We start from the raw sequence: 22,541 nt of genomic DNA, 5'->3' as shown, positions 1-22,541 counted from the left end.
ATGTTCGCGCGCAATCCGGGACGCACCGGAGAGCCCGGGAGGGACTTTCCCGCACCCGCCGAGCGCTGGCGGGCCCCGCGTTTGCCCCGATGGAAGGTGCCGCTGGAGCGCGGATGTATCTCGGTGAAACCTGCCGTTTGTCCTACAGAAGCACGCGACTTCAACCCACGGACGCCCTCCCCGCCACGGTCCACAGTAGGTCCTAACCGATCTCCACCGATCGGCCCCTCAAGCCCTAAGGAGAGACTGAATGAACGTGACCAAGCCCCTCGTGACCGGTGCCGTTGCCCTGACCGCCTTCGCCAGCGTGCTGGGCCTGGCTTATGCGCAGGTGGAGAACTCGACCGAGTCCACCCAGCCGCAGACGCAGGAACAGCAGTACCCCGCGACGCAGACCGATCCGGCCCAGCAGGCCGCGCCGGCCGAGCAGAGCATGACGCCGGCTGATCAATCGCAGCAGGCGACGGATCCGCAATCGCAGACCCAGTCCCAGCAGACGCAGCCGGAACCGCAATCGCAGCAGACCCAGCCGCAGTCGTCGGATCAGTGGCAGAACCAGCAGAGCCAGCCGTCGCAGCTGCCCAGCGAGCCGACCAGCGCCGGCACGCCGGCCCCTCGCGCCGACCGCAACTGACCACAACTGACCGGTGATGCCCGCACGCCGCCCCGCCCCTGACCTGACCTCTCCCGAAAGCCCACCATGCTGCGCGCCTCCAGCGGCTATTTCTCCGGCGATCCTCCTCCGCCGAAGCCGATGCCGTCGTGGATGTCGGAGCCCGCGCGGGAACGCGCGGGGTGGGCGGTCCAAGGTCTGGCCCTGGGCCTGGCCGGCGCGCTGCTGGCCTGGCCGGCGGCGACCTTCGTCATGAAGCAGCTGCGGCCGGCCCCGCCGGTCGTGGCCAAACACACCACGCCTTCTCCGGTCCAACCGGTCGTCCAAGCCGCCGCGCCAGTGCCGCGGTCCGGCAAGGCCGATTTCGGGAAGGCCCGGATTTCAAAGCAGGCCCGCCAGCTCGCGCAGTGGGTGATGGCCGGCTGGGATCACAACGGGCGTCCGTTCGCGATCCTCGACAAGCGCCAGGCGCAGGTGCTGGTGTTCAGTGCCGACGGCAAGCTGCAGGCGACCACGCCGGTGCTGCTGGGCTACGCGGCGGGCGACGACAGCGTCGCGGGCATCGGCCTGCGGCCGATCGCGCAGGTGCGCCCGTCCGAGCGCACCACGCCGGCCGGCCGTTTCGTCGCGCAGCCGGGCAAGAACGCGGGCCACGAGGACGTGCTGTGGGTCGACTACGACGCCGCCGTCTCGATGCACCGCGTGCGCGTGACCAACCCGGCGGAGCGCCGGCTGGAGCGCCTCGCGTCACCGACGCCCAAGGACAACCGCATCAGCTATGGCTGCATCAACATGCCTGTGAAGTTCTTCGAACAGACCTTGTGGCCGACCTTCGGCCAGCGCGGCGGCATCGTCTACGTGCTGCCGGAAAAGAAGTCGTTGGAACAGGTCTTCGCCGACCAGATGCGTCGCGCCAAGGCCGGCCCGACCACCTGATGCGCGGTTCATGACCGCGCCCCGCCCTTCCCGGCACGCCCTCGCCGCCGCGATCGCCATCGCGCTTGGCGCCGCGCTCGTTCCCTGCGCCCAGGCCCAGGTCAGCCGGGCGACGGTCCGCGGCCTCGTCACCGCGCCAGCCGGCACGCAGGCCGGCGGACTCGCGGTCACCGCGACCAACACCGCCACCGGCGCGCGCTATCGCACCGCCACGCGGGCGGACGGCCGCTATGCCCTGGTGGGCATCGCGCCGGGCGAGTACGTCGTCCGCGTGCTCGGCGCCGATGGCGCGCCGCTCAAGACCGAACGCATCACGCTGTCCGTCGGCGAGAGCGCCGCGCTTGACCTCGCGGCGGCCCCGTCCGGCGCCGGCGATCCGGTGCAGCTGAGCCGCGTGACCGTCGAGGGCTCCGCGATCCGGCAAGGGGTGAAGGACTCGCAGGTCGGCACCGTGGTGTCGCAGCGGATGATCGAGGCGCTGCCCCAGAACACCCGCAATTTCCTGAGCGCCGCGGACCTCGCGCCGGGCGTGGCCTTCTCCAGCGATGCCAGCGGGCTGAGCCGCGTGCAGTCGGGCGCGCAGGACTTCGACCACCTGAACGTGTTCATCGACGGCGTGGGCCAGAAGAACAACATCCTGCGCGGCGGGCTGAGCGGGCAGGACAACTCGCGCGGCAATCCGTTCCCGCAGTCGGCGATCTCCGAATACAAGGTGCTGACGCAGAACTACAAGGCCGAGTTCGACCAGGTCAGCAGCGCGGCGATCACGGCGGTGACCAAGTCCGGCACCAATGAATTCCATGGCGAGGTCTATGCGGACCGCACCGGCACCAACTGGCGCGCGATGAACTCGCTCGAGAAGGAGCGCGAGGCGCAAGGCGTCCCGCGGCCGTCCTCGCAGAAGTACGAATACGGCGGCAGCGTCGGCGGGCCGATCGTCAAGGACAAGCTGCATTTCTTCGTCGCCTACGACGGCAAGCGGATCGAGGACTCGCGCCAGATCGCGGGTCAGAACTTCGAGAAGCTGCCGAACGCGGGCATCGTCCCGGACCTGCTGGCGCGGCGCGGCAGCCAGGTCGACCCGTTCCACGAGGACCTGCTGTTCGGCAAGCTCGACGCGCAGCTCAACGACGAGCACAAGCTGACGCTGAGCGCGCGGCTGCGGCGCGAGACCGACCGCATCGCCGAGGACCGCAACCTCTCGCTGCCCGGCAACGACAAGCAGCGCCGCAACGACGAGACCCGTGTCGACCTGAAGCACGAGTGGTCGCGCGGCGACTGGCTCAGCGAGGCGCGCATCGGCTACGAGGACTACGTGTGGAATCCGCGCTCGGCGGCGAATGCGCCGCTGGTCCGCTACAAGGTCTCGACCTCGACGCCGCAGGCGCTGACGGCCTCGCAGGACGTGATCCTGGACGGCGGGTCACCGGACGCGCAGCGCCGCCAGCAGCGCGGCAGCTTCCTGTCCGAGGAGCTGACCTTCACCGGCGCCGATGGCCATGTGATCAAGGGCGGCGTGAAGCTCAAGGACATGCGCTACGACCTGAGCGGCACGGCCAGCTCGGTCGACCGCGTCGAGGTGCTGATCGACACCGTCACCGGCCTGCCCTACTGGGACGGCACGAACTGCACCGGCACGACCGTCTCCAACAACGGCACCAGCAGCGACCAGTGCAAGATCACGCGCGCCGCGGCGCCGGCGGTGGCGAATTTCAAGAACCGGCAGTGGGGGCTGTACCTGCAGGACGACTGGAGCGTCACGGACAAGCTGGAACTCAACCTCGGCGTCCGGTGGGACTACGAGGACAACATGCTCAACAACCGCTACGCGACGCCGGCGGATCGCGTGGCCGCGCTGCTGGCGCCGGACGTCACGCGCTATGGCATCGCGCCGGCGGCGGGACAGACCTATGCGCAGTCGCTCGCCAAGGGCGGCATCGACGTGTCGCAGTACGTGAGCAACGGCAACTCGCGCCAGGCGTTCAAGAACGCCTTCGCGCCGCGGCTGGGCTTTTCCTACGATGTCTTCGGCGATCGCAGGTCGGTGGTCTTCGGCGGCTACGGCCGCAGCTACGACCGCACGATGGCGAATCACGCGCTCGACGAGCTGCAGAAGAACCAGGCGCCCGGTGGCGAGATCTGGCTGATCCGCAACGACCTCAAGATGCCCTACGCGGACCAGTTCAGCCTCGGGCTGCGGCAGGCGCTGACGCCGAGCTGGAACGGCGAGATCGCGATCAGCCGCGTCGAGGCCAGGAACCAGTTCGTCTGGTTCAGCGGCAACCGCGATCCCAACGGCGGCTTCGCGCGGCAGTCGGCGATCGATCCGCTGTGGGGCGGACCCGACGGCTACGGGCAGCTGGTGCTGGGTGATTCGATCGGCAGGACGCGGACCGATTCGGTGTTCGTGAAGGCGGACAAGCCCTACACGGAGGCCTCGGGTTGGACCGCGACGCTGGCCTACACCTACAGCGACGCGAAGACGACGAATCTCCAGTGGAGCAACGACACCTTCGACTGGACCTATGGGCGCAGCGGCCGGGGCTGGAACCCGAGCACGCTGGTGGACCGGCACCGGCTGGTGGGCGCGTTCATGACGGACAAGCTGCTGCCGTGGGGGCTGACGTTCTCGGCCAAGGGCACCTATGCGAGCGGCTTCCCGAGGCGGCTGACCAACTGCGTCGGCGGCACGCCGCAGTGTTTCCTGCAGGAAGGGGACTCGCCGAGTTTCCGGCAGGTGGACATCAGCATCGGCAAGCGCTTCAAGATGGGCCCCCATCAAGTGGCACTGCGGCTGGACGTGCTGAACGTGTTCGGCGTGGACAACTACAACGGCTTCGACGACTGGATCGGCAACGCGCCGGCCGCCGGCCAGCCGGCGAACCGGCTCGGCGGCGACAACCTCAACCTCGACAAGCCCAACAACGCACGCGGCGACAACCGCGCGCTGCGGGTGGTGATGAATTACAAGTTCTGAGGGGCGGGCCTGGCCTGGTGGCCGTCGGCGGTGACGAACGGCTCGATCTGGCCCTCGCCGTATGCTGACCCGCTTCAACCACGGATCGTCGCCAGCCATGTCCACCGCCCTGCTGATCATCGACCTCCAACGCGTGCTGTGCCAGGGCGACTACGCCTGCCACGACATCGACGCCGTGATCGGCCGCGTCAACGGCTTGATCGCGCGAGCGCGCGGGACGGGCACGCCGATCATCTTCGTCCAGCATGAGGAAGAGGCCTGGGAGCCGATGCGCCACGGCAGCGAAGGCTGGCAGCTCGACGACCGCCTGCATGCGCGGCCCGAGGACCGGCGCGTGTTCAAGACCTCGCCGGACTCGTTCCACAAGACGGAGCTCGATGCGGTGCTCAAGGGCCTGGGCGCCGACCACCTCGTCGTCTGCGGCGCGCAGAGCGACTTCTGCGTCGACACCACCACGCGCCGCGCGTTGAGCTCAGGCTACGCGGTCACCCTGGTCGAGGACGGCCACACGACGATCGCCAACGGCGATCTGACCGCGCCGCAGATCATCGGCCACCACACGCTGATCCTGCGCAACCTCAACAGCTTCGGGCCGGCGATGGCCGCGCAGATGGCGGCCGAGATCCGCTTCGCGTGATCCGCCGCCACCGCCCGGCGACGCCCTAGCGGCGCAGCCCCTTCGACGCCGCCAGTTCCGACAGCGTCGCATCGCACTGCTCGATGCCGCCGATGCAGTCCAGCCCGCGCGTCTCCACCTCGCCCATCAGGCTCAGCCACGCGTTCAGGCCCTCCAGCGTCACCTTCGTGCGCGAGGTCCGGCTCCAGCCGCGCTCCGCCAGTTGGCCCAGGTAGATCCAGGTCTGCCGCCGCGACAAGCCCGACAGCTGTCCGATGCTCGCCTGCGACACCGGCAGCGCCAGGCTGTTGCCCAGCGTCCCCGGCCGCGGCGTGCTGCTCAGCGCCGCCGCCAGCGTCGCCAGCACGCTGATCAGCCGCTGGAAACCATTGCCGGCCAGCCGCATCGTGATCTGGTCCTGCAGCCGCGACGCCGTCGCCGCGTACAGCTCGCCAGTCGCCGCGTCGCGCAGCGGCGCGTGCGGATCCTTCATCCGCGGCAGCGGAATGTGGATCGTCGTAACGTCCACCAGCGCCGTCACGTCGTAGCGCGCCGCCAGCTTGCCCAGCGGCGAATCCGCCCCGATCACGTCCCCCAGCCACAGCGCCGCCACCGCCACGCGCGTGTCCGCCGCGACCTTCGCCGCCAGGTAGGCCGCCCCGCCGCTGATCGCGATCCATTCGGCCAGCGGGCTGCCGGCCTCGATGATCTTCTGGCCGCGCCGATACGTCCGGACCTGGCCATCGGCCAGCCAGTCGTCGTTCGTCGTCTCCGGCCCGCCGCTGTGCGGCGCTCGCGTCCCTCTCGTGTTCATGCTCGTTCTGGATGAAGTCCGCCGGACAAGGCTCCGCCCTCCGTGCGACGCACGGAAATTCGCAAGGGCCTGGCGGCGAATCGTGGGTTTATAGAAGCGGACCGCCCGCGCCGATCGGTCGATAAGGGCCGTGGCGCCGGTCCGGTTTGCGGATTGACCGCGCGGCGATCACCAGATCGACAGGCTCCTCGCCAGCACGCGCTGCAGCCAGCTGCGCGACGAGGCCTCCGATACATCCCCCTGCGCGACGCTCTCCAGGCTCGCGTTCACCACGTCTCGCGACGCCACGACATTCCCGGGGCGGATGTCGCGCGGATTGACGATCCCCGAGAACCGCAGCGTGTTCACGCCCTGGTTCAGGCCCACGTTGCGCTCCCCGGCCACCAGCAGATTGCCGTTGGGAAGCACGTTGATCACGCTCACCGCCACCTGCGTGACGAAGCTGTTGTCCGTCTCCGTCGTGCCGCCACCCTTGAACGAGTCGCTGCCCGAGGCCGTGGCATCCACGTTGAGCAGCCGCTCCACCGCGCCGATGTTGCTCTTGCCGCCCGGCCCGTGCACCGCGAGCTTGTTGTCGCGCGCGGTGTCGGTCTTCTGCTTCTGGCTCGCCTTCAGGGTCTCCTGGATGTCGACCTTGAGCGTGTCGCCGATCGCGCTCGGGCGTCTCTCGCCCGAGAACAGCGAGGCCGGCGCCATGCCCGGCTGATAGATCGCGCCGTTGTTGGGCCGCTCGATGTACATCGGCGCCTGCGGCGGCGCGACCAGCATCGGGCCCGGCACCGTCGGCGGCGCGCTCGCGCAGGCGCCGAGCAGCGCCGCGGCCATCGCCGCGGCCGCGCGGGTGCGGCCCGGCCCGCGCCGGGCGCAAGGATTCATCGCCATCACTTTCCTCCCCTTCAGCTCTGGAAGCCGGTGACCAGCGCCTTCACCACCGGCGCGATCTTGTTGCGCGTCCCGGCCCAGCGGGCCAGGCCGAAGTTCTCGTCGGCGACGTAGCTGCTGCTCGAGAGCAGCGTGCCGTCGGCGCGATGCAGGCTCAGCGACGCGGCGCTGAGATTGGCGCGGTAGTTGCTCGCCATCGGCGGCACGCCCCATTCGATGGTGGCGACGTAGCGCAGCCACACGCCGCATTGCCGCAGGCCGGTGCCGGCCTCGTACACGCGGCTCTCCACGCCCTGGCCCTTGAGCTCCGCCTGCAGCGCGGGGACGAAGTCCTCGAGCGGCGCATTGCGGTTGAACTCGATGCACACCTCGCGCACCGGCGCGTCGCCGTGATGCACGGTGTTGCTGGCCTTGGCCGGCGCGCTGGTCGCCAGCGCGGTCGAGGTCGCGGTGCCCGCACCCTTCACCAGCTCCCAGGCGGGGATCGGGCTCAGGACGCCGCAGCCGGCCAGCGGCGCCAGCGCGGCAAGGATCAGGACGACACGCACGGCCCGGCCCTCATGCCAGCTCGTCGAGCACGGCGGCGCCGCCCAGCGCGGCTATCACGCCGTAGCCGACGACGTTGCCGACCACGTTGCCGACGGCGCCGGCGGCATCGCCGACCACATCGGTGACGGTGCCGGCCACCGTGCCGACGGCGCCCACCGCGTCGCCAGCCAGCGCCTGCAGGCCCTTGGCGCTGATCGTCGCCGTGACGCCGAGCACCGGCCCGAGCGTCAGCCCGGGTGCCGCGCCGCGCGAGGCGCCGGACGACGAGAGGCTGACCGCGGCGGCGCGGCCGCCTTCATGCGCCCCGTCGGACGAAGTCGCGAGGCTGGCGAGGCCGGAGAGAAAGGGCACGCTGCTCAAGGCGGGCTCCCGGTCAGGCGCGGGCGGCCAGCGAGGCCGTATCCAGCGACAGCGTGGCCGGCGCGGCCGCGATCGCCGCCGGCGGCGTGGCCATCGGCGCAGCCGCGGAGGCCGGTGCGCCGGCCTTCGCCTCGTTCAGCATCCTGGAGAAGTCGGGCGGACCGCTCTTGGCGCCCTTGGCGGCGCCGGCAGGCGCGGGAGCGCCGGCATGGGTGGCCGGCGATGGAGAAGCGGAGGACTTGACGTGCATGGCGAAGCGCTCTCGTTCGTTGGGGTGAACGGATTCTTCGCCGCGAGGGGGGAGCCGCATGCCGCGATGAGCGCGAGGAACGCGGCGGTCGTCAGGGACTCGGTGTCGTGCGTCACCGAGTGGCGGCACTGGGCGGTGCAGGCACCGCAATTCCGATTCAAGTTGGCGCGGCGGCGGCCGCGCGGGGATCAGCCCGGGGCGCTCAGCGCGCGGCCGGATGGCCCTGACGGGCCATGGCTTCCGTCCACTCGTCCCAGGTCGACTCGGTGACCTCCAGGCCCTCCAGCGCGGGCGGCTCCTCGATCGGCCAGCCCGAGGGGCTGAACGGGATGCGCCGCTGCAGCAGCACCTCGGTCTGATGCAGGATGTGCTGCATCACCGAGTGGAACGGGTGACCGGGTTCTCCGGCCGGGGTCGCGAATCGTGGTCGCATGGTCCTCTCCTGACGAACCCCCACTATCGGCGGGGGCCGGTGCAAGTGCCATCCCACCATAGGGTGGACACGGGGGGATGCCAGGGGGGATCAGGACGAAAGGTGCGAGGCACCAGCCAGGCGGTTGCCGGCGCGGCGTTCAGATCACCTGGCGCAGCAGCGCATAGAGCGCGATCGCGCCGCTGCCGACCGCGCAGGCGGTCTTCACCGAACGGTTGGCGACGAAGGCGCCGATCAGGCTGCAGACCAGGATGGCGGCGAGGAGGTAGTTGGTTTTCATGGGCCGCGATTGTGGCGGCGCCTCGGCGGGTGTCCGGCGAACACCGCGGCGCGGATCAGACAGTCGCCGGCGCGGGGCGGTTGATCTCGACGGTGACGTGAACAAGTTCCTCGTGGATCGAGAGCAGCCGGCGGACCTCGTCGGGCCGCGCCTCGGGGCTGTCGGTGACCAGCGAGACGATGCACGCGTACTGCGCACGGCCGACGCGCCACACGTGCAGGTCGGCGATCACCGCCGGCCACGGGGCGGCGGCCACGACCTCGCGGATCTCGTCGACCACCGGCGCGTCCATCTCCGCGTCCAGCAGCACGCGGCCGGTGTCGCGCAGCAGGCCGCGCGCCCACGCCACCACCAGCACCGCGCCGGCGATGCCCATCACCGGATCCAGCCAGTCCGCGCCCCACAACCGCCCGCCGAGCAGCGCGACGATCGCCAGCACCGACGTCGCCGCGTCGGCCAGCACATGCAGGTAGGCGGCGCGGAGGTTGAGGTCGTGGTGGCCTTCGTCCTGTCCGCCGCCGTGGCCATGGGGATGCCCGTGCGCATGCCCGTGGTCATGCCCGTGGTCATGCGCGTGGTGATGGCCGTGGGGCTCGCCGCGCAGCAGCCAGGCGCAGGCCAGGTTCACCAGCAGGCCCAGCGCCGCGACCGCGATGGCCTGGTCGTAGTGGATGGGCGTGGGCGCGATCAGCCGCTCGACCGACTGCCACAGCATCAGGCCCGCCACGCCGACCAGCAGCAGCGCGCTGCTGAAGCCGCCCAGCACCTCGATCTTCCAGGTGCCGAAGGCGAAGCGCCCATCCTTGGCCCAGCGCCGCGCGGCCGCGTAAGCCAGGAGCGACACGCCCAGCGCCACCGCGTGCGAGCTCATGTGCCAGCCGTCGGCCAGCAGCGCCATCGAGTTGAAGACGTAACCGCCGGCGATCTCCGCGACCATCATCGCCACGGTCAGCAGCACCGCCCATCGGGTGTTGCGGGCGGCGAGCGGATTGCCCTCGTCGAAGACATGGGTGTGCTGCCAGGGTGAAGCGGAGAGCGAGCGGGACATGACGGAAAGCGGGAAAAAATGGCGCCGTGAGGATACCTTCCCCGTCGCGCGGCGCGCGCCGGCGACGGGCCGCACGCCGTCAAGCCACCACGTTAGACTCGCCCGCACGGTCAATGGAACATGGGATCTCGGGGTGGACATTGAGGAGCGACAGCCCTTGCGGGTGGTGGTGCTCGGAGGCTCGGCGGGCAGCATCGATGCGCTCGGGACCGTGCTCGGTGCGTTGCCGAACACGCCGGGCTTCGCGGTCCTGGTGATCACCCACCTCGATCCCAACGAGGAGACCCGCCTGCCCGAGGTCCTGCAGGACCGCACCGGATTGCCGGTCGAGCGGCTCGAACACCTGGTCAAGATCCAGGAGAACCGCGTCTACGTGCTGCCGGAGAACGCCGGCGTCATCGCGCTGGACGGCCATTTCCGGCTGACGCGCCGCCAGCCCGGGCTGCACCTGCCGATCGACGGCTGCCTGGCGTCGATGGCGCAGGACCCGGACGTCGACGCCGCGGTCGTGATCCTGTCGGGGACCGGCCAGGACGGCGCGGCCGGACTGGTCGACCTGAAGGCGGCCGGCGGTCTGGCGATCGCGCAGGCCCCGGGCACCGCCGCCCATGACGGCATGCCGGTCGCGGCGATCGACACCGGCCTGGTCGACGAGGTCCTCCCGCCCGCCGAGATCGCCGAGGCGCTGGTGCGCCGCTTCGGCCGGCCGCACGGCGAGCAGGGCATCCCCGGCTCCTCCAGCGAGGCCCAGGACGTCGACGCGCTCGAGACCGCGCTGGCGATCGTGCAGCAGAAGGCCGGCGTGAACCTGGGCTACGTCAAGGACGTCAACCTGCGCCGCCGCTTCCTGCGCCGCGTGCTGCTGCAGAAGGACCGCGACGTCGCCGCCTACCTGCAGTTCCTGCGCTCCGATCCCTACGAGGCCGCCGCGCTGCGCGACGACGTGCTGATCGGCGTGACCGCGTTCTTCCGCGACGCGGAGTTCGTCAACGTGCTGCGCCAGGTGGTGCTGCCCAAGCTGCTGGCGCTGCGCCACGACCCGATCCGGATCTGGGTGCCGGCCTGCTCGACCGGCGAGGAGGTCTACACCATCGCGATGCTGCTCAAGGAGGCGATGCATGCCGAGGGCATCGACCGCCGCGTGCAGATCTTCGGCACCGACATCAACGAGGCCTCGATCGAGACCGCCCGCGCCGGCCGCTACAGCGCCGCCGCGCTGGAGAACGTGCCGCAGTCCTTCCGCGACTCCGCCTTCCTGCCGAGCTCGGGCGCCTACCTGGTCGCCAAGGACCTGCGCGAGATGTGCGTGTTCGCGCGCCACAACCTGCTGACGCACGCGCCGTTCTCCGGCATGGGCCTGATCAGCTGCCGCAACATGCTGATCTACCTGCGCAAGGAAGCGCAGCAGCATGTCTTCGAGGTGCTGCACTACGCCTGCCGCAACGACGGCTTCATGCTGCTGGGCCGCGCCGAGGCGGCCTCCGTCGCCGACGGCTTCGAGCACGCCGGCGCGCCGCACCTGTACCGCAAGCTGCCCAACGCGCGGCGCCAGCGTCCGCTGTTCCCGATCGACGCGCTGCGCCCGTGGGTCAGCGACAGCGACGCGCCGCGCGCGACCCAGCCGCCGCCGCCGGACCTGGTCAGCGAGGCCGCCAACCGCGTGGCGCTCGCGCGCTACGTGCCGCCGGGCTTCGTCGTCAACGAGAACGGCGACGTGGTGCAGTTCCGCGGCGACGTGGCCGCCTTCATCGCGCCGGCCAGCGGCGACGCCACGCTGGCACTGCCGCGGCTGCTGCATGCCGAGCTCAACGTGCCGGTGCGCACCGCGCTGATCGAGGCCAAGCGCACCGCGCAGCCGGTGCGCCGCGAGCGTGTCGCCTTCAACGATCGCCGCTACTCGCTCGAGGTGCTGCCGCTGGAGACCGGCGAGGCGCTGCAGCACTTCCTGGTCACGCTCGCGGCCCAGCCGGACGAGGCGGCCGAGACGACCGCCGCGCTGTCCACGCCGCCGTTCTCGCCGGGCGGCGCCCGCGCGCGGGTCGACGAGCTCGAACGCACCGTCACGACGCTGTCCGACGAACTCGAGGCGACGCAGGCGCAGCTGCGCACGCTCGTCATCGAATTCGAATCGGCCAACGAGGAGCTGCGCACCGCCAACGAGGAGATGCTCAGCACCAACGAGGAACTGCAGAGCGCCAACGAGGAGCTGCAGAGCGCGAAGCAGGAGCTCGAATCGGCCAACCAGGAGTTGCTCTCGCTGAACGAGGAGCTCAAGTCGCGCAACGACGAGCTGGACCTGGCCAACGACGACCTCAGCAACCTGGTGGAGGGCATCCCGCTGCCGGTGGTGCTGCTGGATCGCCAGATGCGGCTGCGTCACGCGTCGCCGCAGGCGGCGCCGCTGTTCGGGCTGGCGCCGGAGACGCTCGGCCAGGTGATCGGACAGCCGGTGGGCCAGGTCGGCGCGCGCTTCGCGATCGGCCATCTGGAGCAGCTGGTGCAGGCGGCGGTGCAGGGACTGTCCGCCGTCGAGCATGAACACCAGGACAGCGAAGGGCGCTGGTGGCTGATCAACGTGCGGGCCTACCGCACCGCGGACGACCGCATCGACGGCGCGGTGATCGCCTTCCAGGACATCCACGCGCTGCGCGGCGCGCTGGACTCGGCGCAGCACGCGCGCGACGACGCGCAGCGCGCCAACACCGCCAAGGACGATTTCCTCGGCATGGTCTCGCACGAGCTGCGCGCGCCGCTGAACGTGATCTCGGGCTGGGCCTCGGTGCTGAAGCAGGCGCAGGAACGCCACGCGCTCGGCGAGGCCACCGCCGCGCGGGCGATCGCGACCATCCTCAAGCACTGCCAGGCGCAGGCCCAGCTGATCGACGACCTGCTGGACGTGTCGCGCATCGCCTCCGGCCATCTGACGCTGGAGCCGCGGCCGCTGGACCTCTCGGCCTGCGTGCGCGCCATCGTCGAGAGCCTGCAGCCCACGGCCGAGGCGAAGGGCCTGGCGCTGGTCGGCACCGGCCTGCAGCAGCCCCACCGCATCCAGGGCGACGCGCGGCGCGTGCAGCAGATCGTGTCCAACCTGATTGGCAACGCGCTGAAATTCACGCCGCGCGACGGCCGCGTGTCGGTGTCGCTGAGCCGGATCGGACCGACGGTGGAACTGGCCGTCGTCGACACCGGCATCGGCGTCGCGGTGGAGATGCTGCCGCGGCTGTTCGACCGCTTCACGCAGGCCGACATCACCCGCACGCGCGAGTACGGCGGCCTCGGACTGGGCTTGTCCATCGTGCGGCACCTGGTGCTGGCGCATGGCGGCACGGTGACCGCGCACAGCGAGGGCGAGGGCCGCGGCACGCGCCTGACGGTGCGTTTCCCCGCGGTGGAACTGATGTCCGACGCGCCGGAATCGCCCCCCCGCCAGGGCGCCGACATGAACCTGGACGGCCTGCGCGTGCTGCTGGTCGACGACGATCCTCACGCGCTCGAGGCGCTGAGCGAGTTGCTCGAACTGGCGGGCGCGACGGTGCGGACCGCCGGCTCGGCCGACGAGGGCTGGCAGGCCGCCACGGACCCGGCGCACGAGCCGCCGCAGGCCTTGGTGAGCGACGTGGCGATGCCGGGCGCGGATGGCTATTCGCTGATCCGGCGGCTGCGCGAGCATGCTCGCGAGAGCGGCGGCGGAGCGCGGCTCTACGCAATCGCGCTGACGGGCCTGGCGACGCTGCAGGACCGCGACGCGGCGATCTCCGCCGGCTTCGACGACCACTTGGCCAAGCCGGTGAACGTCGACCTGCTCATCGAGAAGCTGCTCGCGGCGCGGCCGCGCTGACGCTCGCCGGCGCGCCGGCCCGACGGCGGCTCAGTCCGCAGCCTGCGCGACGACGGCCGGCACGACGATGCTGCCGCGGCGCGCGCGCTTGATCTCATACATGCGCGCATCGGCGAGCTGCAGCGCCTCCTCGGCGCTGACGCGCGCCGGGTCGAGCGCGACCACGCCGACACTGGCGCCGGCGTACTGCAGCAGATGGCCGTCCAGATCGAAGCGGCCGACGCTGGCCAGCGCGGCCCGCTGCTCCAGCGTGCGCGCGGCCTGGACCGGCTCGCCGCGATCGATCAGCGGCCCGTCCGACGGCGACTGGCCGCCCAGGCTCACGCCCGGGCCGACGACGACGAACTCGTCGCCGCCCATGCGCGCCAGCATGTCGGAGCCGCGCAGCTCCAGCATCAGGCGCTGGGCCACCTCGCGCAGGAACAGATCGCCGCGGTGATGGCCCAGCTGGTCGTTGACCGACTTGAAGCCATCCAGGTCGATGCAGCCCAGCAGCACGCAGTTGCCGTCGCGCGTGGCGCGCTGCAGCTGGCGCTGCAGTTCGTCGAAGAGCGCGCGGCGGTTGGGCAGTCCGGTCAGCGCGTCGGTCAGGGCGTAGGTCGCGAGCTGCTCATTGGCGGCGCGCAGGTCGTCCACGAGGCGCTCGCGCTGCAGGAACTGCGACACCAGCGTCGAGAACAGCCGCAGCAGCGACTCCGCATCCGGCCCGACCGCGCGGCGCCGGGCGCTCGCGGCGCACAAGGTGCCGAGCAGTTCGCCGCCGTCGTCGCGCACCGGCGTGCTCACATAGGTCTGGATCCCGAGCTGGCGCGCCGCCTGCGAATCGCCCCAGCACGCGGCCACGTCCTCCGTGGCCATGCGCCCCTCGTCGAGCGCGCGCTTGCACAGCGTGTCGGACCACGCCACCGTCAGGCCCTCGGGAATCACCATCGTCCCCCCATTGCGCGCCAGCAGCACATGCTGCTCGCCGGCCTTGAGGTCGATCGTGGTCAGATAAGTGGACTCCAGGCCGGTCACCGTGCCCAGCATGTCCAGCAATGGACGCGTGAGCTGTTCAAGGTTGCGGGCGGCGGGGACGGTCGAGGTCAGTCGGGCAAGCAGGGCATCCAAGATCGAAACCGGGCAGTAGGAAGGATCGGAAGGTGAGTTTCGCGATGTTGTCACAACTGCGAAGCGGGGGCGGACACCGTCCGTCCCGGCACCGCCGCCGTCCGCCGGATCCTCCACGCCACCACCCGCCGGGCGCCGGATTTGCCGCTGAGGAAACAACGCTTCCGCGACCACCCACGGAGATCTCCATGCAACGCGAAGGACAGTACCGCGGCGTCACCTACCGCGTCGACGCTCAGCCCGCACCGGGCGATACCTACGTCGGCCACTACCAGCTGCTCGACGCCGGCCGCCGCCGCAACGACACCACCGACCACACCTTCCTGGGCGGCGGATCGGCGGCCAACGACGCGTTTGGCGCGCAGCTCGAGCCGCCCGGTGACGGGCAGGCGCCTCAGGCGGGGATGGAAGACGTCGTCCATCCGCCCGTCGGGCACGCCTGGGCGACCGAGAACGAGGCCCTCACCTACGCGACCGAAGCGGCCTGCCATGCGATCGAGATCATGCAGCTCGGCCGGCCTCAGGCGCAGGGACGCGGAAGCGGGTCGAGCTGGCGCAGGACCGATACGCTGGGGCAGTAGCGAGGCCGTTCAGGCCTCGCCGAGGGCGCGGGCGACGAGCTCCACCTGCTCGAGCTGATGGATGGCGTGCGAGGAGGTGGCGCCCGATCCGTTGGCGCGCCGCGCGACGCAGCGCAGCTGCGCGTGGCGGGGCAGCAGGCCCTCCATGTGCTCGCGGATGAAGGTCCATGCGCCCTGCTGGCGATGCTCCTCCTGCACCCAGGTGATCTCGACCAGCGCCGGGTAACGCGCCAGCAGCGCGACGATCTCCTCCTCGGGGAAGGGATAGAACTGCTCGATTCGGGCAATGGCCAGGTCGGCCCGCGCGACCGAGTGCCGCCCGCGATCGAGGTCGTAATAGACCTTGCCGCTGCACAGCAGCAGCCGCTCGACCTGCCGCGGCAGCTGGACGCCGGCATCGTCGATCACCGGCTGGAAGCGGCCGCCCGTCAGATCCTCGATCGCGGCATGCGAGGCCTTCTCCCAGTACAGCGTGCCCTTGGGCGACATCACGATCAACGGCTTGCGCAAGGTGTCGAAGGCTTGCCGCCTGAGCAGGTGGAACCACTGCGCCGCCGTCGACGGACAGGCCACGCGCATGTTGTCCTCGCCGCAGAGCTGCAGGAAGCGGCTCAGGTAGCCGCTCGAGTGATCCGGGCCGATGCCCTCGTTGCCATGCGGCAGCAGCACCGTCAGCGAGGAGGTGTCACCCCACTTCTCCTCGCCCGAGCTGATGAACTGGTCGACGAAGACCTGCGCCCCGTTGACGAAGTCGCCGAACTGGGCCTCCCACACGGTCAGCGTCCGCTGGGCACCGACGCTGTAGCCATATTCGAAGCCGAGCACCGCCTCCTCCGACAGCGGCGAGTTGAAGATGTCGAAGCGGCCCGCCGGCGCCCCCGCGCCCGCGGCCGCGTCGCTGCCCCCGGCGGCGCCATGCGCGATCTGGCGCAGCGGGACGAAGTCCCTCGGCCCGTCGCCGCCGTCCGCGGCCTGCGAGGTCCACACCGCCTGGCGATGCAGGAAGGTGCCGCGCCGCACGTCCATGCCGGAGATGCGCAGGTTCAGCCCGCCGCGCAGGATCGTGGCGTAGGCGAGGTTCTCGGCGAAGCACCAGTCGGCCGCCAGCGGCGGCTCGTCGAGCCCCGCCATGCGGCGCCAGTGGTCCGCCAGCGTGCGCACCATCGCGTGCGGCTCGAAGCCCTCGGGCCAGCGCACCATCGGCTCGACCAGCGCCCGCAGCGCCGCCGCGTCCAGCGGCGGCACTTCGCCCGGCCGGCGCAAGGGTGACGGCGACTCGTCGTCCTCGGGCATGGCCGGATCGGAGAAGGCCTGGTGGGCCCGCACGCGGCCATGCGTGACGTGCGACGCCATGTCGGTGTCCGGCGGCACGACGCCATCGGCGCGCAGCGCGGCGGCATAGCGGTCGACGATGGTCGGATGGGTCTGCATCAGCGCATGGATGCGCGGCCGGGTCAGCGCCGGCACGTCGCTCTCCGAGTGTCCCAGCCGCCGGTAGCCGATGAGGTCGATGACGATGTCCGAGCCGAACCGGGCCCGCCACGCCATCGCGATGGCCGCGGCGCGCAGTGCCTGCTCGGGCTCGTCGGCGTTCACGCGCAGCACCGGCGCATCGACCATGCGCGTGACGTCGGTGCAGTACTGCGCCGGCCAGGCGCTCATCGGATTGGGCTCGGTGAAGCCGACCTGGTTGTTGATGATCACGTGCACCGTGCCCCCCACGGTGTAGCCCGGCTTGGTGCCGAGCATCAGCGTCTCCATGACGACGCCCTGGCCCGCGAAGGCCGCGTCGCCATGCAGCATCAGCGGCAGCACGAGGCGGCGGCCGTCCTGGTCGGCGTGCTCGCGGCTGAGCGCGTCCTGACAGGCCCGCGCCAGGCCGGTGAGGACCGGCTGGACGCTCTGCAGGTGCGAGGGGTTGTGCGCCAGCGTCAGCGTGACGCGGCCGCGGGGGGTGTCCAGTTCGCGCTCGCCGCCCAGGTGGTAGACGAGGTCGGTGTGCAGCTCGGGATGCGGCGACTTGGGATCGAAGTAGTCCAGCACCCGCGCCGGCGCGAAGCCCATCAGGTTCACCAGCACGTTGACCCGGCCGCGATGCGGCATGCCCAGGAAGATGCGCCGCACGCCCAGGCCGGCCGCCTCCTCGCACAGCGCGTCCAGCAGCGGGATCAGGGTCTCGTTGCCCTGCAGCGAGAAGCGCTTGGCATGCGGGAAGGCCTGCGCGACATGCTCCTCCCAGCCCTGCGCGCGGATGAGGCGCTCCAGCAGCGCCAGGCGCTCGGCCGCGCCGCCGGCGCCCGGGGGCGCGGCCTCCATCTCGCGGAAGAGCCATTCGCGCCGCGCGGCATCGCGCACCGCGCTGGCGTCGAGCGCCAGGCCGCCGCAATAGATCGATTTCAGCGCGCGGTCGAGATCGGCGACGGTGCGCGCGCTCCACAGCGGCGTGCCCGCCGGCGAGAGCCAGTCGCCCGGCTGCAGGCCGAAGCGCTGCGCGTCGAGCAGCGTCGGATCGGTCGGGCGCGAGACGCCCAGCGGATCGAGCCGCGCGCAGCGGTGGCCGTCGCGGCGGTGCGCCTCGATGAAGGCGAGCACCTCCGGCCGCCAGCGCGTGCCGGCCTCGCCGGGTGCCGGCGGGGATGACGCGGAAGAAGGGGATGGGGTGGCGGGGGACGTCGCGACGCCCTCCTGGATCCTGTCGTTCATGAGAGTCGCTCCCTGGTGAGTCGACAAAGCGGATGGCCGCCGGCGGGGCTAGAGCACGAAGGCCCGCACCGCGTTGTTGAGATTGGCGGCCTCGTCCTCGAGGGCCTTGGCCGAGGCGGTGCTCTGCTCGACCATGGCGGCGTTCTTCTGGGTGGTGTCGTCCATCTGCATGATGGCCGCGTTGACCTGCTCGATGCCCAGGCTCTGCTCGCGGCTGGAGATGCTGATCTCGGCGACGACGCCGCTGACGCGCTGGATGCCGGAGACGACCTGGGACATGGTCGCGCCCGCCTGCTCGACCAGCCGGCTGCCGGTGCCGACCTGCTCGGTGGAGGCGACGATCAGGCCCTTGATCTCCTTGGCCGCGCTGGCCGAGCGCTGCGCCAGCGCCCGCACCTCCGAGGCGACGACCGCGAAGCCGCGTCCGTGCTCGCCGGCGCGCGCCGCCTCGACCGCGGCGTTCAGCGCCAGGATGTTGGTCTGGAAGGCAATGCCGTCGATGGTGCCGATGATTTCGCCGATGCGCTGCGAGGAGGCGGAGATGGAGTTCATCGTCGCCACGACCTCGCCCACCGCCTGACCGCCCTGGCTGGCGACCTGCGAAGCGGACGCGGCGCTGGCGTTGGCCTGGTCGGCGTTGTCGGCGCTCAGGCGCACGGCCGCGGTCAGCTGCTCCATCGCGGACGCGGTCTGCTGCAGCGCGCTGGCCTGGGCCTCGGTGCGGGCGGAGAGGTCGGCGTTGCCCTGCGCGACCTCGCGCGCAGCGGCGGAGATGGTGTCGGCGCCCTGCCGGACCTCGGAGACGATGCGGTGCAGGCTGCCCACCATGTGCTGCAGCGCGGTGATGAGGCGGCCGATCTCGTCGCTGCTCTGCGGCAGCTCGCGCGGCGTGAGGTCGCCGCGGGCGACGTCCTCCGCCAGCGCGATCGCGCCCAGGATGCGCTGCGTGATCGAGCGCGTGATGCTGAATGCCGTCACGACCCCCAGCACCACCGCGATCGCGGCGACGATGCCCATCCACAGCTTGGAACGGCGCGCGTCGTCCTTGGCGCGGGCGACGTCGTCGGACATCGCGCGGGCCTGGTAATCGACCATCTTGTCGATCAGCGCGTAGTAGCGGACCTGCAGCGTCGCCATGTCGCCCTGGTAGACGTCCATGGCCTGCTCGCGCTGGCCGGCGGCGATCAGGTCGAAGAGCTTGCGCACCGCGGCGCCGTACGCCTTCCGCGCCTCGGACTGCTCGGCGAAGATGGCCTTGCCCTCGTCGGTGTGGAGCAGCTTCTCGAACTTGGCGAAGTTCTCGGTGTTGGCGGCGCGGACGGCGGCGTACTCGTCCATGTAGCGCTTGACCTGCGCCGGATCGGTGGCCATGAGCAGCCGGCCGATGACGATGACGCCTTGGTCGCCGACATTCTTGATGTCGTCGCTGATCGAGATCTGCGCGTAGCGATCGTCGACCAGCCGGTCCATGGTGTCGCTGGTGCGGTTGAGCACCGAGACGGCCACGGTCAGCACCAGCAGCAGCAGCAGGATGACAACGGCGAACGCGGCGGCGAGGCGCGTGCCGATCTTGAAGTTGGACAGCGTCGGCATGTTCTTTTCCCCCTGGGGGCCCACGATCAGTCCTGGCAACGGGGCAAGGCGCGGGCCGGGTGCTACCTCACCGGACCCATGGGCGCCGCGGCGTGGGCAAGCATGGTGCCCACGGGCCGGCGGCCCGCGCTCATTGCCGGCGGCGCGTCAGGAAGGGCCGGCGCGGCGGCCGTGCCCGAGGAAGATCCGCCGCGTCCGCCCGCCTGGGCACGCGGCTTGGCACGCGGCTTGGCACGCGCCTGGGCACACGGCTCGGCACGCCGATTGGCGCCAGGGGAAACGCGCGGGATTGCTCACGCTTGTTCCGCAAAGGTGGCGATGTACTGGCGGGCCACGCGGTCGGCGTGGTCGACCGCCTCGTCGGGGGACGGGAACTCGTCCTCGAGGTCGTGCCAGGAGGTGCCGAGCTGGCCGTCCTCTTCTCCCTTGACGACGAATCGCCCCCGCCACGGCCCGGCGCCCTGCCCGAGCGCGTCGAGGACGTAGGTGCGGCCCTTGTGCTGGCGGACGGTCTGCGAGGTCGGCATGGTCGGCAACGGACGAACGGACGGACGCTGGAAGCCGGATCGACGCGCGCGGGGGAGGAGGTGCGCGCACGGACACGGGTGACGCGATGACCGTGGTTGTACACCGTCGCCCGCTTTGCCGGAAAGAAATTCCTTGCATCCCGCATGAACACGGGGTGCGCGGCACCCGCCGGCGCCCCGGGGGCGCCCGGCGGCTCAGGCGGTGACGCTCAAGCGGTGACGTCCAGCACGCGCGGCGTGCCGCCGGCGCGCTCGACATGGCTGGACAGCACCGGCCCCAGCGAGACCTGCACCTTCAGGTCGGGAAAATCCGCCGCCGTGTAGGTGCCGCGCGAATAGGCCGGCGTCTGGACCCGGCTGACCGGCGGCGCCTCCTGGCCGAGCGGGTGCCGGCCGTAGGTGACGTCGGCGCTGTCGCGGGCGCGCATCTCCTTGAGCGGCCCTTCCGTCCCGATGAACGGCGACAGCTTCAGCACCACGGACGGCGGCGGGCCGTCCAGCATCTCCTGCTGGACCTTGGCGCGGTACTGCTGCAACGGACTGACATCGAACGGCGACGTCCTGAGCGGCATCGCCTGTACTTCGGAAAACTTCAAATCGCCCCGGCGGCCCCGCGCCCGATGGCTGGTGACCGCGCTCCCTCATGACGCTGGTATTGGCAAGAGGACGACCGTTTCGCGGCGGCGCTTGAATCAGCGCTCAAGTCCTGGTCGATCCCGGCCGAAATTGTCCGGTCCCGAGGCGCAAAGACCGCGCCGGATCGGGGCCGCCCGGACGTCAATCGCCCCGCCGAGCCGCCGCGTCGCGCGGGCGCCGCAGTTCCGTTCGCGCCGCGATCGAATCCGGTCCCCGGGCGCAAGACCTGGCCCGCTCTTGAAAAGAACGCGGGGCGCGCGCATCTTCAGGTCTTCGCAGCCAGGCTGCCCCGGCGCATTGCCCCAATGACCCTGCTCGTGCTCGCGCTGATCGCGGCGCTGATCTGCTTCTGGCTGCTGAGCCAGCCCTGGCGGCAGGCGCGCCGCCGCGCCGCGCTGCGCGCGAAGGCCTTCCCCGCCGCGTGGCGCGCGATCCTGCGCCGCAACGTGCCGCAGGTGGCGCGCCTGCCGGCGGACCTGCAACTCAAGCTCAAGCGCCAGATGCAGGTGTTCCTGGCGGAGAAGTCCTTCATCGGTTGCGCCGGCCAGGTGATCACCGACGAGGTCCGCGTGACCGTCGCCGCGCTGGCCTCGCTGCCGCTGCTGGGCCGCGCGCGCGGCTACTACCCCAAGCTGCACACGGTGCTGGTCTATCCCGGCGCCTTCATCGTCGACCGGGTCCGTCACCAAGGGCCGCTGCAGATGCAGCAACGCCAGGTGCTGAGCGGCGAATCCTGGGGCGAAGGGCAGGTCGTGCTGTCCTGGGACGACGTGCTGCGCGACGCGTCGCAGCCGGAGCTGGGTCACAACGTCGCGGTGCACGAGTTCGCGCACCAGCTCGATCAGGTCAAGGGTGTCGCCAACGGCGCACCATGGCTGGGCAACCGGGCGCGGCAGGCGCGCTGGGCCGCGGTGATGCAGCAGAGTTTCGACCTGCTGCGGGCGCGCCTCGCGGCGGGCGAGCCGGATCCGCTGGGCGACTACGCGGCCACCGAGCCGGCGGAGTTCTTCGCCGTGGCCAGCGAGCGATTCTTCGGCCAGCCATGGGCGTTGGCGCAGGCGCACCCGGCGCTGTACGCCGAGCTGAGACGGTTCTACGAGCTGGATCCGATGCTGTGGTCCTGAGCGGACAAGCCCGTCAGGCGGCCGTCAAGACTCCATCAAGAGCGCGTCAGAAGCCCATTTCGGCGAGCAGCGCGTCGACGTCGTCCTGCTGCAGCGCCTTGTCGGGCGTCTGCACGCCGGCGAGCTGTTCCTCGGCGGCGGCGACCGGCGGCTCATGCGCGGCGAGCAGCTGCTGAAGCGGCTCCTCGGCGGGCCGCAGCATGCCCAGCACCTTGTTGATGACCTGGCCGGACAGATCCTGGAAGTCCTGCGCCATCATGATTTCGGTCTGCAGGCCGCGGACGCGATCCGCGAAACCGGCGGCCCCGGCCGCGTAAGCCGCGCACAGCCGCATCATGGCGCGCGCCCGCTCGACGCTCAGGTCCGGCGCGGCCGCCAGCCGCTGCAGCGACTCCGACAGCTCCTGCCCCTGGCGGCGCACCGCTTCCGCGTCGTCCTGCGCCGCCTCCACGATGCCGAGCACCTTGCTCGCCGCCTGGTCGGTCATGCGCTTGACGTAATCCAGCCGCTCGCAGGCGTCCGGGAGTTCCTGGGACAGCTTGTGCAGCGCCTGGTGCTCGGTGGCCGTGAGAGGGGTGTCGGGCTTGGACATGGTGTCGGAATGCTGCTCGCGAGAGTCCCGAAATCTTAATTCTGCAACTACTGTAACCATCGGAAAGGGGGTTGGGCAC

21 protein-coding genes are annotated in these 22,541 nt (G+C 71.0%); 7 read left to right on the top strand and 14 right to left on the bottom strand.

The window, feature by feature from the left end; all coding sequences use genetic code 11:
• Nucleotides 1-250: 250 nt before the first annotated feature.
• From ACEN96_RS04285 to ACEN96_RS04270, 4 genes are all read left to right on the top strand, one after another.
• Complete coding sequence (locus ACEN96_RS04285) at nucleotides 251-634, top strand: hypothetical protein (protein WP_495586823.1); 384 nt, start codon at nucleotides 251-253, stop codon at nucleotides 632-634.
• 66 nt (nucleotides 635-700) lie between these two features.
• Nucleotides 701-1,549: a hypothetical protein gene (locus tag ACEN96_RS04280; protein ID WP_495586821.1), complete on the top strand. Its 849-nt coding sequence runs from the start codon at nucleotides 701-703 to the stop codon at nucleotides 1,547-1,549.
• A gap of 10 nt (nucleotides 1,550-1,559) precedes the next feature.
• Nucleotides 1,560-4,526: a TonB-dependent receptor gene (locus ACEN96_RS04275; protein WP_495586820.1), complete on the top strand. Its 2,967-nt coding sequence runs from the start codon at nucleotides 1,560-1,562 to the stop codon at nucleotides 4,524-4,526.
• A gap of 97 nt (nucleotides 4,527-4,623) precedes the next feature.
• Nucleotides 4,624-5,163: a cysteine hydrolase family protein gene (locus ACEN96_RS04270; protein ID WP_495586818.1), complete on the top strand. Its 540-nt coding sequence runs from the start codon at nucleotides 4,624-4,626 to the stop codon at nucleotides 5,161-5,163.
• Between the two features lie 25 nt (nucleotides 5,164-5,188).
• On the opposite strand, the gene ACEN96_RS04265 is transcribed toward ACEN96_RS04270, so the two are convergent.
• The 8 genes from ACEN96_RS04265 to dmeF form a co-directional block, all read right to left on the bottom strand.
• Nucleotides 5,189-5,956: a Crp/Fnr family transcriptional regulator gene (locus ACEN96_RS04265; RefSeq protein ID WP_495586817.1), complete on the bottom strand. Its 768-nt coding sequence runs from the start codon at nucleotides 5,954-5,956 to the stop codon at nucleotides 5,189-5,191.
• Between the two features lie 168 nt (nucleotides 5,957-6,124).
• Nucleotides 6,125-6,838: a flagellar basal body L-ring protein FlgH gene (locus tag ACEN96_RS04260; RefSeq protein WP_495586815.1), complete on the bottom strand. Its 714-nt coding sequence runs from the start codon at nucleotides 6,836-6,838 to the stop codon at nucleotides 6,125-6,127.
• 14 nt (nucleotides 6,839-6,852) lie between these two features.
• The gene (locus tag ACEN96_RS04255; protein WP_495586814.1) at nucleotides 6,853-7,386 is read right to left on the bottom strand and encodes a cell division protein FtsI; all 534 of its coding nucleotides are present in this window, start codon (nucleotides 7,384-7,386) and stop codon (nucleotides 6,853-6,855) included.
• A gap of 10 nt (nucleotides 7,387-7,396) precedes the next feature.
• Complete coding sequence (locus tag ACEN96_RS04250; RefSeq protein ID WP_495586813.1) at nucleotides 7,397-7,747, bottom strand: hypothetical protein; 351 nt, start codon at nucleotides 7,745-7,747, stop codon at nucleotides 7,397-7,399.
• Nucleotides 7,748-7,760: 13 nt separating this feature from the next.
• Nucleotides 7,761-7,997 (bottom strand): hypothetical protein, encoded by a 237-nt coding sequence (locus ACEN96_RS04245; RefSeq protein WP_495586812.1) that lies wholly within the window; start codon nucleotides 7,995-7,997, stop codon nucleotides 7,761-7,763.
• Between the two features lie 202 nt (nucleotides 7,998-8,199).
• Nucleotides 8,200-8,430, bottom strand: a complete 231-nt coding sequence (locus tag ACEN96_RS04240; protein ID WP_495586810.1) for a hypothetical protein — start codon at nucleotides 8,428-8,430, stop codon at nucleotides 8,200-8,202.
• A gap of 139 nt (nucleotides 8,431-8,569) precedes the next feature.
• Complete coding sequence (locus ACEN96_RS04235; RefSeq protein WP_343638024.1) at nucleotides 8,570-8,710, bottom strand: hypothetical protein; 141 nt, start codon at nucleotides 8,708-8,710, stop codon at nucleotides 8,570-8,572.
• A gap of 55 nt (nucleotides 8,711-8,765) precedes the next feature.
• Nucleotides 8,766-9,758 (bottom strand): CDF family Co(II)/Ni(II) efflux transporter DmeF, encoded by a 993-nt coding sequence (gene dmeF, locus ACEN96_RS04230; protein ID WP_495586808.1) that lies wholly within the window; start codon nucleotides 9,756-9,758, stop codon nucleotides 8,766-8,768.
• Nucleotides 9,759-9,891: 133 nt separating this feature from the next.
• Here dmeF and ACEN96_RS04225 point away from each other — a divergent pair, with 133 nt between their 5' ends.
• Complete coding sequence (locus ACEN96_RS04225; protein ID WP_495586806.1) at nucleotides 9,892-13,596, top strand: CheR family methyltransferase; 3,705 nt, start codon at nucleotides 9,892-9,894, stop codon at nucleotides 13,594-13,596.
• A gap of 30 nt (nucleotides 13,597-13,626) precedes the next feature.
• On the opposite strand, the gene ACEN96_RS04220 is transcribed toward ACEN96_RS04225, so the two are convergent.
• Complete coding sequence (locus ACEN96_RS04220; RefSeq protein ID WP_495586805.1) at nucleotides 13,627-14,706, bottom strand: GGDEF domain-containing protein; 1,080 nt, start codon at nucleotides 14,704-14,706, stop codon at nucleotides 13,627-13,629.
• A 188-nt stretch (nucleotides 14,707-14,894) separates the two neighbouring features.
• Between ACEN96_RS04220 and ACEN96_RS04215 the strand changes: the two genes are divergently transcribed.
• Nucleotides 14,895-15,287, top strand: a complete 393-nt coding sequence (locus ACEN96_RS04215) for a hypothetical protein (protein WP_495586804.1) — start codon at nucleotides 14,895-14,897, stop codon at nucleotides 15,285-15,287.
• 9 nt (nucleotides 15,288-15,296) lie between these two features.
• Here the strand turns inward: ACEN96_RS04215 and ACEN96_RS04210 are convergent, their stop codons facing one another.
• The 4 genes from ACEN96_RS04210 to ACEN96_RS04195 form a co-directional block, all read right to left on the bottom strand.
• Nucleotides 15,297-17,990, bottom strand: a complete 2,694-nt coding sequence (locus ACEN96_RS04210; protein ID WP_495586803.1) for a 2-oxoglutarate dehydrogenase E1 component — start codon at nucleotides 17,988-17,990, stop codon at nucleotides 15,297-15,299.
• Nucleotides 17,991-18,038: 48 nt separating this feature from the next.
• The gene (locus ACEN96_RS04205) at nucleotides 18,039-19,583 is read right to left on the bottom strand and encodes a methyl-accepting chemotaxis protein (RefSeq protein WP_495586802.1); all 1,545 of its coding nucleotides are present in this window, start codon (nucleotides 19,581-19,583) and stop codon (nucleotides 18,039-18,041) included.
• A gap of 293 nt (nucleotides 19,584-19,876) precedes the next feature.
• Nucleotides 19,877-20,110, bottom strand: a complete 234-nt coding sequence (locus ACEN96_RS04200; RefSeq protein ID WP_495586801.1) for a hypothetical protein — start codon at nucleotides 20,108-20,110, stop codon at nucleotides 19,877-19,879.
• A gap of 209 nt (nucleotides 20,111-20,319) precedes the next feature.
• Entirely contained in the window at nucleotides 20,320-20,682 is a 363-nt protein-coding gene (locus ACEN96_RS04195) for a hypothetical protein (protein ID WP_495586800.1), read from the bottom strand.
• Between the two features lie 369 nt (nucleotides 20,683-21,051).
• Here ACEN96_RS04195 and ACEN96_RS04190 point away from each other — a divergent pair, with 369 nt between their 5' ends.
• Nucleotides 21,052-21,870, top strand: a complete 819-nt coding sequence (locus tag ACEN96_RS04190; protein ID WP_495586799.1) for a M90 family metallopeptidase — start codon at nucleotides 21,052-21,054, stop codon at nucleotides 21,868-21,870.
• Nucleotides 21,871-21,916: 46 nt separating this feature from the next.
• Here the strand turns inward: ACEN96_RS04190 and ACEN96_RS04185 are convergent, their stop codons facing one another.
• A complete protein-coding gene (locus ACEN96_RS04185; protein WP_495586798.1) occupies nucleotides 21,917-22,462 on the bottom strand; it encodes a protein phosphatase CheZ in 546 nt (181 codons plus the stop codon).
• Nucleotides 22,463-22,541: the final 79 nt, after the last annotated feature.

This window comes from Roseateles sp. Mitsp63 (assembly GCF_059491535.1).
Note: the sequence above shows the minus strand (reverse complement) of the source record. Positions and strands in the feature narration are given on the sequence as shown.